Genomic DNA, 10,888 nt, shown 5'->3' on the forward strand with positions numbered 1-10,888 from the left:
CCTACCGGGGCGCCGCGTCTCCATCTTTGACCCCGAGCCGGTCGGCGTGTCGCCACCTACGTCACCGTCTGTGACCAAAGGATGGCCCGGAAAGGCTCAATGGTGCCGTCACATCGGCGCTCTGGTCGAAGAACGGCAGGTCGGTCTTGGTGAGCGGCCGCAGGTCAGTCACCCAGGCCGCGTGGTCGTCGTAGCTGGCGAAGAACGGTCGGCCCACCATTTCCGGATCTCGGGCCTGGAGATAGCGCAGCGCCAGCGCGGGTTGATCACCGACGGTGGTCACTCCGTCGACGACCACCTTCCCCAGCGACGTTGACATCGACGGTCCGCGCACCGTACGGGCGAGGCCGGTGACGGTCGACACCGCTTCTCGATAGATCTCCCACCCGCGGACCAGCGGAACCTCGAAATAGTGGCGCGGGCCGGTATCCCGTTCCACAAACATGTAGTAGGGCACCGCGTCGAGCGCGACCGTACGAGTCCAGAGGTCGCGCCAAACAGACGCGTGGTCGTTGATCGTTCGGACCAGCGGCGCCTGGGTGCGGATCACGGCGCCCGTCGCCCGAACCCGCTGCACCGCGCGGTGTACCGCAGCGGTCTCCAGCTCTCGGGGATGGGTGACGTGTGCCATCAGCGCGAGATGCTTGCCGGCAGCCTTGACCCGCTCGAACAGGCGCATGAGGTCGTCGGCATCGCGGTCGGTAACGAACCGGTAGGGCCAGTAGGTCAGCGCCTTGGTGCCGATGCGGATGGTGCTGATATGCGCGAGGTCGGGATGTAGGAATGGTTCGATCGCCCGGCTGAGGTTCTCCGTGCTCATGATCAGCGGATCGCCGCCGGTCATCAGGATGTCGCTGATCTCGGTGTGGCTGCGCAGGTAGGCATGCAACCGCCCGGCGTCGGCCTCCTCAGCGGCAATCTTGAGGTCGGGGATTCCTACGAACTGCGCCCAACGGAAACAGTAGGTGCAGTACGCGTGACAGGTCTGACCCTGCCGAGGAAAGTAGAGCAGGGTCTCCCGGTACTTGTGCTGCACGCCCGACAGCGGTTTCCCGTCCCACTCGGGAACGTTCAGATCCGTCTGGCCGGCAGGGTGGGCGTTCATCCCAGCCTGGATCTTGCGCACTGCCGCTGTCAGCGTCGCCTGGTCTGCCTGGCTACGGATCAGTTCGGCGATCGTCTTCAGCTCGATCGGCGCCAGCATGTCCGGCTGGGGAAAGACCAACCGGAAAATCGGGTCGTCGGGGATGTTTGACCAGTCGATCAGCTCGTCGACGATGTACTGATTCGTCTTGAACGGCAACACCGCGGCGACGGCACGGGTGAGCAGCTGTGTCTCTTCGTCTGCTCCACAGCGTTCCAGCAACCCGCCCAGGTGCCGCGGCAGGAACGCCTGGAAGCGAGGCGATGACTCTCCCATCACGCCCCCTCGCTGTCCGAGGCGGCCGAGCCGGCGGCGAGCGCCGCGCTGATGGCGGCCGCGGTGTCCCGGACGCCCGGCTCCTGCCACATGGTGAAGTGGTCCACTGCGGGCACCGTCCGAACATCGATGTCGGTATGTAGGACTTCTTGCCAACCCAACGTCGGCGAGGCTGTATCGGGACGACTCTGCTCGCCGGCGAGTACGAGCGCCACATGGGTGGCGGGCAGCTGCGTCCGGCGCAGGCGATAGCCGACCAACGCTGTCGCGTGCGCGTCGAAGACCCGGAACCGCTGCCGCAGTTGGTCGAGTTCCTCGCTCCCGGGCGCCTCGTCAACCAGCGAGCGAGCGTCGATCTCCTCCTTGGTCATGCGGGCGAGATCCCGGGCGAACGAGGCCGCGCGATCAGCGCCCGGGCTCGCAAAATGCTCGAATGCGCCACTGCCTGGGGCGTAGCTGTCCAACAGCAGGAGCGTCGCCGTGTCCGCCCCCTCAAACGACAACTGCCTGGCGATCTCGTACGCGACCACACCGCCCATCGACCAACCGCCAAGGTGGTAGGGCCCCTGCGGCTGAATCTGCAGAATCTCGTGCAGATAAGCCGCCGCCATCTCCGCGATCGTCGTGTATCGGGAGCCGGAGCTGAGGCCCGGTGCCCGTAGCCCGACGACCTTGAACCTTGCCGGCAAACCAGCGGCGACCTGTCGGTAGCACATGACGTCACCGCCGATGGGATGCACCAGGAAGAGCACCGGGCCATCAGGCTCACCCGGGCGTAGCACGAGTGCCGTGTCACTGGCGTGATCCGCCACCGCCCCAGCGGTGGCCTCCCGGACCAGGTCGGCCAGCTGATCCACCCGCGGCGCTTCCAGTAGCTGCCGCAGGGTCAGCGACACTCCGAGCTGCTTGCGAAGCCTCGTGATCAGGATCGTGGCCAGCAGCGAATGACCTCCGACGGAGAAGAAGTCGTCCGTCACTCCGAAATTCTCATGACCGAGCAGCTGCGCCCACGCCTGCCAGACAGCCGTCTCTACCTCGTCCCGCGGTTCCACCCGGCCGTCGGTCGGGTGGGCAGGGGCCGCGCCGGACAGTGAAGATCGGTCCAGCTTCCCGTTGGGCAGCAACGCGAAACGGTCCAGGAAGATGAAGAGGCTCGGCACCAGCCCCAGTGGAAGCCGCTGTCGGGCAAACTGCCGCAGCGACTCCGTCGTCAAGGTTGAACCGGAGGAACGCACGACGTATGCGACGAGCTGTACCTCGCCCGATTCCTTGTCCGCGTCCACGTACACCTGCTGCACCTCGGCATGACTGGCCAGCTCAGCGCCAACCTCGGCCGGGTGCACCCGCACTCCACGGATCTTGAGTAGGTCGTCCTTCCGACCCTCGACGAAGACCTGGCCATCGGCGTCAACCCACGCGAGATCGCCGGTGTGGTAGAGCAGGTCATCCTCGTCCCGGCCGAACGGGTTCGGCCGGAAGACCGACCCAGCCGTGGACGTGAACGAGTCGGACAGGTATCCGAGGGCGCGGTACGGCGTTCGCAGCACGATCTCGCCGCGCTCGCCGGGCTGACACGGGTAGCCATCGGTGCCCACCACCACCATTTGCGCACCCGGCAGGGCCTGGCCCACCGGTAACGGCCCCTGCGGGACCTGGGCCGGCACCCGGTAGCGAGTCTTGATCATGGTCGTCTCGGTCGGCCCGTAGAAGTTGACGACCTCCGTCTGGCTGCCCAGCAGTCGGTCACGCAACGCGGCGACCGTAGCGCCAGACAGCGGCTCCCCCGCCAGACAGAGCAGACGCAGATGGTTCAGGCGTGGCGTGGTGGCATTAGCCTCACGCAGCCACGATGCGGCGACGCTCGGTGTGGTGTGCACGATGGTCACCCGCTCGTGCGCCAGCCAGTCGAGCATCCGCCGCGTGTCGTCGCGCACCTGCGGCGGTGGAAGACAGAGCGTCGCTCCGCGGGTCAGCGGGACGAACACGTCCCGCAGCACAGCGTCGAACGACAACGTGGTGAACTGGGCCACCCGATCCTGCGGGCTGGCGTCGAACTCCCGCGCCTCCCAGTCGACAAAATGATCAAGGCCTCGGTGTGAGCCCAGAACTGCTTTCGACTCACCCGTCGTGCCAGAGGTGAAGAAGAGGTAGGCAGCGTCCTTGGCCCCGGGCCGGGTCGTCGACCCAGAACCGACCCGTTCGGTCAGCTCGGCGAACGACAGTTGTCGAGCCTTCACACTGTCAGGCAGATCGGTCGCCGAGACCGGCTCAGCCTGGAGCACGCGGTCCACCCCGGCCCGCTCCAGCATGCGCTGCCGGCGAGGCCCCGGCAGGGCTTCGTCCAGAAGCAGCGGCACCGCGCCGCCGCCGATTGCGGCGATCAGACAGGCGACCGTGGCGGGCGTCTTGCCGCCGAGAATGCCGACCCGCTCATGTGGGCGAACCTCCGCCCCGGCTCCGTCAACCGCGGCAGCCAGCTCACGATAGGTGACCTGACCACCCTCCCACGAGATCGCCACGGCGTCCGGAGCTCGATCTGCCTGACCGCGAAACAGCTCGGCGACCGGCGTGAACGCCTGCGATTCCAGCACCGTGCTGAATGGATGGGCATCGTGACGCACCCGGGCCAGCGGGGTCTGCGGCTGTTCCGTGGCGAAGCGCAGCAGCTCGACCATGCGCGTTCCCAGCGCGTCCACCAATTCGGGCTGGAGCGCGTCGACGTCGTACTCCAGGTCGAGCGTCGCAGCGTCCTCGGTAATCCGGACCACGACCGTCAGGTCGAACTTTGCCGTCGGCGCCGAGCCTGACCCGTCCGCGGCGGTGGACACGACGTCGACGGGCTGGAGGAGCCGGTAGGTGCGAGGCTGCTCCTCCCGCGGTGGCATCCGCAGAATGACGGAGAAGAGCGGACGTCGATCGCCGCCACGCTCGGCCGCCACGGCGTCAACGATGTCGGCAAACGAGGTCGACTGGTGCCCGGCCGCGGCGACCATCGCAGCGCGCACCCGGCCGAGAGCCTCAGCGAAGCTTGGATTTCCCGACATGTCGAAGCAGTAGGCGTGGGTACGGACGAAGAAGCCGACGACCTCGCCGAGTTCCTCCAGGTCCCGCCCGGCGCTGTCGCTGCCGATGACAATGCGGTCCTGCCCCGACGCGCGCGCCAGGACGGAGGCGAACGCCGTCATCATGGTCATGTACTCAGTCGACTCGGCTTCCCGAGATCGGGCGGCCACACCACGTGCGGTTTGCGGGTCGAGGACGAAGCGCTTGACCAGCTGCTGGTGCGGCCGTGAACCGGGCTGAGGCCGCCCGCTCGGCAGGTCCAGGGCCGGAACATCGCCCAGTTGCGCTCGCCAGAAGGCCAGGTCGGCCTCGGCGCGGGCCGGAGCTGCCTGACGGGCACGCCACGCCACGTAGTCCCGGAACTGGGGACCGGTGGTCTGCCCCGCGTCAGTCGTCCACGCCGTCGGGTCCGCCAGTAGCGCGTCCACCTGCTCGGTCAGCAGGCTCCAGGAGATTCCGTCACAGCAGAGGTGATGGATGGTGAGGCCAACCAGCCGTCGGCCGTTCACGAGGATGGTCCGCACCCGAATCGGCGGGCGGGACGCCAGATCGAACGGCTGCGCCGACTCCGTCTGAAGCGCCGCCAGCCCCTCCGCGACATTCTCAGCAGGGGCCAGGACGCCGAAGTCGAGCTCGGCGGCCGCCGTGCGCTGTACCGGCCGACCATCCTGCTCAACGAAGCGAAGCCGCAGTGCCTCATGCCGCTCACACACCTGTAGGAACGCCAAGCGCACGGCGTCGTCGTCGACGTCCGCCGGCAGGCTGAAGACTCCGGCCATGTGATAGGCGGCGCTTTCGGGTTCAAGCTGGCGTAGGTACCAGAGGCCCTCCTGCTCCGGCGAGAGGCGCTGGAACTCCTCCCGTGGCACCCGGACGAGTTCCGTGGCCGGCGATCCGGCGGCATCTGTTGCTTCAGCGACTGCGGCGGCCAGCGTTGCCACTGTCGGGGAGGAGAACAGCGCCTGCAGGTTCAGTTCGACATCGAACGCCCGTCGGATCCGGGCGAGCACGCGAGCCATCATCAGGGAGTGCCCACCGAGGGCGAAGAAGCTGGCATGCCGCGACGTGACCTCGACCTTGAGGACTTCGGACCACACCTGTGCCACTCGAAGTTCGACGTCGGTCCACTCACCGGTATCGGCCGCCTGGTCCGCGTCGTCAACCTCGGCAACTGGCCGGGGCAGCGCCGCACGATCCAGCTTTCCATGACTGGTCAGGGGCAGGCGGTCCAGGAATACGACATGGCCGGGCACCATGGCGTTGGATCCGTGCTGGGCGACGTGCTGCCGAATCACCATGGCGTCCAGATCGACATCCGGTTGGCGTACGACATACGCGACCAGGGCGACGTTGTCGTCGTCTCCGGTAGCCGCCACAACCGCGGCGTCCTTCACCCCGGGGTGCCGGCCGATGAGCGCACCGACCTCAGCCGGGTGCACCCGCACCCCGAGGACCTTGATCTGGTCGTCCATCCGGCCATGGATCTCCACGTTTCCGTCCGGGCCGAACCGACCCAGATCACCCGTGCGCTGCACCAGATCGTCGGGGTCATCGGGGTTCAACGGGTTGACCTCGAACAGTGGCGCCTCGCCAGCTGCCGGACGCCAGGCGCCGCGAGTGAGGAACGGCGTTCGAATGAGGACCTCACCGGGCTCACCGATGCCGCAGCGACGCCCGCGCTTGTTCACGACCAGCAGCTCGGCCCCATCGGTCGGCTTACCAATCGGAAGAACATCGGCCGGAACCTCACCGTCAGGTACGCGGTACCACGACTTGAGGATGGTCGCTTCGGTGGTCCCATAAAGGTTAACGAACTGGACACCGGACCCGACGATCGTGCTCCGGAACCGGGAAACCGGGCTGCCTCGGAACGGTTCGCCAGAAAGGCAGATCAAGCGCAGCGCCGGCAGTTGAGTCCCCGGCGTCGCCTCGGCGAGCAGGGACGACAAAACACTCGGCACGGTCTGGATGACGGTGACCTCGTCATCGCGCAGCCACTGGAGCACCTTGGCCAGGTCGATGAAGGGTTGGTCGGTAGGCGGAAGGCAGACCGTGGCGCCGCCGATGAGCGCCGGGAACAGGTCCTTGAACACGGCGTCGAAGGTCAACGCGGCCAGCTGCCCCACGCGGTCGTCGGGGCCGAACTCCAATGCGCGCTGCTCCCAGGAGCAGAACTGGGCCAACGCGCCGTGCCAGCCGAGAACTCCGCGCGGCTCGCCGGTGGTGCCGGAGGTGAAGCAGAGGTAGGCAGGGGCAGCCACGTCGACGTCGGGTAGAACGGCGCCGTTGTCCTCGCCGGAGCGCTCCAGATCACCGGAGGAGACGGGGACCGGGCCAGTCAACGGCGGCAGCGTCGATGTCTCGGCGGTGTCGACAATCAGCCGGGGTTCCGCCCGGTCGACGATCTGCTGTGCCCGCTGGTGATTCTGCGCGACATCAACCATCGTGAGAGTCGCCCCGGCACGCAGCACCCCGAGCATCGCCACGACCGTGTCGATGGAGCGGCCGCCGCGTACGACCACGACATCGCCCTGGCTCACCGATGCGGCAACCAGCCCCCGTGCCACCGCCGCCGACCGCCGCATGAGCTCGGCGTAGCTGCAACTCTGTCCGCTCCGAACCAGCGCCGTGGCGTGCGGGGTGCTAACGGCGACCGCTTCGATCATGGCCGGGATGGTCAGGTCCGGGGACAGCCACTGGGCCGTCGCCTCGGTGGTGTCGTTGATGGAGGAGTGCGTCATCTGTAAGTTCCAATCGCAGGCTCGCGACGGCAGGCGCCGATATATCAAAGTGAAATGTCGTCCACATAGACGGTGGGGTTGGAGATGGCCGTGGCCATAAACGATCCGAGTTGGCGCGCCATAAGAACGGCCCTGTCGTCGGAAATCCGGCCCCGGGCGTAGACCAAGCGGGCCTCGTAATCGTCACCACGGGGAAGGATTTCGAACTTCAGGTCGTAGTGAGTGTGCCCGGACGGCAGCTGAAGGACCTCGACACCGAGGCCGTCCGCCGCATGGCGCCACGAGGGTAGGTCCTGGTAGACGATCAGATTCTGGAAGAGTGGGAGCCGGTCTCCGCCCCGGCCACCGCCCAACTCGGCGACGATCCGTTCAATCGGCACCGCACTGTGCCGCTGTCCGTCGAGCAATGCGGTACGGGCCTGGTCAAGCAGGTCCGCGAAGGTGGAATCCTCGTCGACGGTGAGCGCCAGCGGCACGGCCGTCACGAAGTATCCGGCCATGTCCTGCGTCCAGTCGGGGCTGCGGTTGGCAAGCGGTGTCCCGACAACCACCGTTTCCTGACCGGCCAGACGTGCCAGCCAGGACACGTACCCAGCGACGAATACCGACATCTCGGTGATCCGGTACTCGCGGCAGAGTTGCCGAAGGCGCGCGCCGAAGTCGACCGGTAGGTCGACCGTGGTCCATCCGGCCTGGGTACTCAGCGCGTCCCGACGCGGTTGATCGACCGGCAGATTGAGGCTCTCGGGTATTGCCGCCAGGGCCTGGTGCCAGTGCCGCAGTGCCAGTTCGGCCTCCGCCATCCGGTCGGGGGTCGCCTCGTCGAGGCGCTGCCAGGCCGCGTAGTCGACGCTCTGCAGGGCGGGGTGCGGGTCAGTCGTCGTGCCCGGATTCCGTAGCAGGTGTACCAGGTCGTCGACGAGGACGCCCCAGGACCAGCCGTCGGCGATGATCTGATGCACCGCCATCACCAGCAGGTGATCGTCCTCGGCGAAACTCAGGCCACTCAGCCGCAGCGGCGCCGCGGCGCCAAGTTCGAACGCCTCAGCCGCCGTCGAGGCGATCACCTCCCGGCACATGGCCGCCCGCTGCGCCTCGGTAAGGCCCGCATGAGTCGTCCAGGGCAGTGGGGGCGGATCGCCGATCCGGCAGAACGGCACGCCTTCCTCAACGGGGAAGCTCGTGCGCAACACTTCATGCCGCGCCAGCAGGCCGCTGACCGCGCGGGACACCTCGTCGCGGGACGCTCCGGTGACCCGCAAGCCCGTCGGGGCACTCATCGCCGTGCTGTTCGGTTCGAGCTGTTGGAGGAACCACAGGCGTTCCTGGAATCGATTCAGCGGCAGCCGCTCGCCCCGCGAGATCGGCTGGGGCACCGCGGATCGGGCGGCCTCCGCACCGGCCACCAGCTCGCGAAGCCGGGTCAAGGTGGGCAGCGCGAGGAAGTCGGCAACCGCCACGCTCACACCGCACCGGCTGGTCACAGCGGCCAACAGGCGGAGGGCATACAACGAGGTGCCGCCGGCTTCGAAGAAGTCATCGGCCGTCGAACGAAGTGTTGTCCGCCACACTTCTGTGTCGGGATCGTCGTCGCCGCCATCTGTCTCGGCCGCACGCTCGGCGACCATGCGGCACAGTGCCGCGACGTCCGCCTTGCCGTGGGCGGTGGTAGGCAGCTCACTGACGACCGTCAGCGAAGCGGGAATGGCGGCGGCGGGAAGAGTCGCGCCCAGGTCAACGCGCCAGCTAGCCCAGTCAGCACCGGGAAGCGGCACCATGACCGCGTCCATCCGGGCGAGCCCGGCGTCGTCGACCCAGGTGAAAACACAGGTTTCGGCTACGTAGGGAAGGGCGGAGAGCGCCGCCTCCACCTCACCAAGTTCGATCCGCACTCCGCCGATCTTGACCTGTCAACGCTCTCTGAAAATTGGTTCTGGCCCACTTTTCGTGCAGGCCCTGATCCTCCGGCCGTTTGTCCACTGTGGTATCTGGCTGCATGATCGACGGTGTCATCAGCGTGTTGTTCCCCTGGGCCAGGTTTGCGGATCTGGGCGCAGACGGCGAGGCCCAGTGTGCTTTGCCCCGGGTGTTCGCAGCTCACGTCACGAGTGCACTCCCGGTATCGCCGGACGTTGGAGGACGCCACCGCGGCCGGTCGGTCGGTGAGCCTGCGGTTGCTCGTGCGCCGTTTCCGCTGCCCGGTTCCGGCCTGCGAGGTGTTGACGTTCGCGGAACAGATACCTGGATTGACCTGGCGGTATGCCCGCCGGAGCCCGGTCGCGAAGGCAGCGTTGGAGGTCATCGCGGTCGCGTTAGCCGGCCGGCCGGGCTCACGGCTGGCGGCCGCCCTTGGCTTGGCGGCAAGCCGCAGCGTGTTGCTGCGGCTGCTGCGGGCGTTGCCGCTTCCCGTGCCTCGGACGGTACGGGTTCTGGGCGTGGACGACTTCGCGCTGCGCCGTGGGCACGTCTATGCCACCGTGCTGATCGACCTGGAGACCGGGCGGCCGATCGACGTGCTGGCGGACCGCCAGAGCGCCACCCTCGCTGCGTGGCTGCAGGAGCATCCTGAGATCGAGGTGATTTGCCGCGACCGGGCTGGCGCCTACGCCGAAGCCGCGGCGACGGCCGCCCCGCAAGCGATCCAGGTCGCGGACCGATGGCATCTATGGAACAACCTCGCCGGGCACGTCGAGAAAACGGTCGCCCGGCACCACCGATGCCTGACCGAGGCGCGCGCTCAGACACTGCAGCGCCAACAGCAGCTGAGCGGCCTCGCTGTCATCGCCGCTCCAGCACCGGAGTCCGCGTCGTCGCCGCGACCCGCGGACACGCCCGAATCGGCAGCTCAGGCCCGAGTGCGGCACCGGTATCAAAGCGTCCATCAACTGGCCGCAGACGGCTACGGCGCCAAGACGATCGCCCGGCAGCTGAACCTCGCCCGGGGCACCGTCCGCCGCTACCTACGCGCCTGCACCGTCGACGACCTCCTCAACCGGCCCCGAGCTGGCCGGCCCAGCCGCCTGGACCCGTTCACCGCCTACCTGCAACAGCGCCTGGCCGAGGGCAAGACAAACGCCACCGAACTGTTCCGGGAGATCACCGCCCGCGGCTACAAGGGCACCGCCAACTCAGTTCGCATCTACCTGAAACCGCTACGGACCCTCGCGGCGCTGAACACCGACCTCGGGCCGGTCCCAACGCCGACACCGAAACCCCGCAAGATCAGCAGCTGGATCCTGCGGCACCCCGACAAGCTCACCGACAAAGACCGCACCGGCCTCGCTGCCGCGCTAGCGGCCTGCCCTCACCTGAAGACTCTGGCCGGCCACGTCCGGCGCTTCGCCGAGATCCTCACCCGCCGCCACGGCCACCAACTCGAAGACTGGCTACACGACATCGACACCGAGACCGAACAACCGGACCTGGCCTCCTTCGCCACCGGACTCCGCCGCGACCTCCCGGCGGTAGTCAACGGCTTGACCCTCGCCCACAACTCAGGCCCGGTCGAAGGCCACGTCAACAAGATCAAAATGCTGAAACGACAAATGTTCGGCCGAGCCAACCTCGACCTGCTCCGCCGCCGAATCCTCCTAGCCTGACCGGCACCGAGCCGTCAACGCTGCACGAAAAGTGGGCCAGAACCAGTTTTCAGAGAGCGTTGACA

4 protein-coding genes are annotated in these 10,888 nt (G+C 67.5%); 1 reads left to right on the top strand and 3 read right to left on the bottom strand.

Annotation, left to right across the window (positions count from 1 at the left end):
* Positions 1 to 61 precede the first annotated feature (61 nt).
* From ABD287_RS17785 to ABD287_RS17795, 3 genes are all read right to left on the bottom strand, one after another.
* Positions 62 to 1,306, bottom strand: a complete 1,245-nt coding sequence (locus ABD287_RS17785) for a KamA family radical SAM protein (RefSeq protein ID WP_344174579.1) — start codon at positions 1,304 to 1,306, stop codon at positions 62 to 64.
* Between the two features lie 113 nt (positions 1,307 to 1,419).
* Positions 1,420 to 7,224: an AMP-binding protein gene (locus ABD287_RS17790; protein ID WP_344174581.1), complete on the bottom strand. Its 5,805-nt coding sequence runs from the start codon at positions 7,222 to 7,224 to the stop codon at positions 1,420 to 1,422.
* A 44-nt stretch (positions 7,225 to 7,268) separates the two neighbouring features.
* Positions 7,269 to 9,116 carry a condensation domain-containing protein gene (locus ABD287_RS17795; protein ID WP_344174583.1) on the bottom strand — a complete coding sequence of 616 codons (1,848 nt, stop codon included), beginning with the start codon at positions 9,114 to 9,116 and terminating at the stop codon, positions 7,269 to 7,271.
* A 114-nt stretch (positions 9,117 to 9,230) separates the two neighbouring features.
* Between ABD287_RS17795 and ABD287_RS17800 the strand changes: the two genes are divergently transcribed.
* Positions 9,231 to 10,823, top strand: a complete 1,593-nt coding sequence (locus ABD287_RS17800; RefSeq protein WP_344174585.1) for an ISL3 family transposase — start codon at positions 9,231 to 9,233, stop codon at positions 10,821 to 10,823.
* Positions 10,824 to 10,888 lie beyond the last annotated feature (65 nt).

The organism is Pilimelia columellifera subsp. columellifera, assembly GCF_039532605.1.
Lineage (GTDB): Bacteria > Actinomycetota > Actinomycetes > Mycobacteriales > Micromonosporaceae > Pilimelia > Pilimelia columellifera.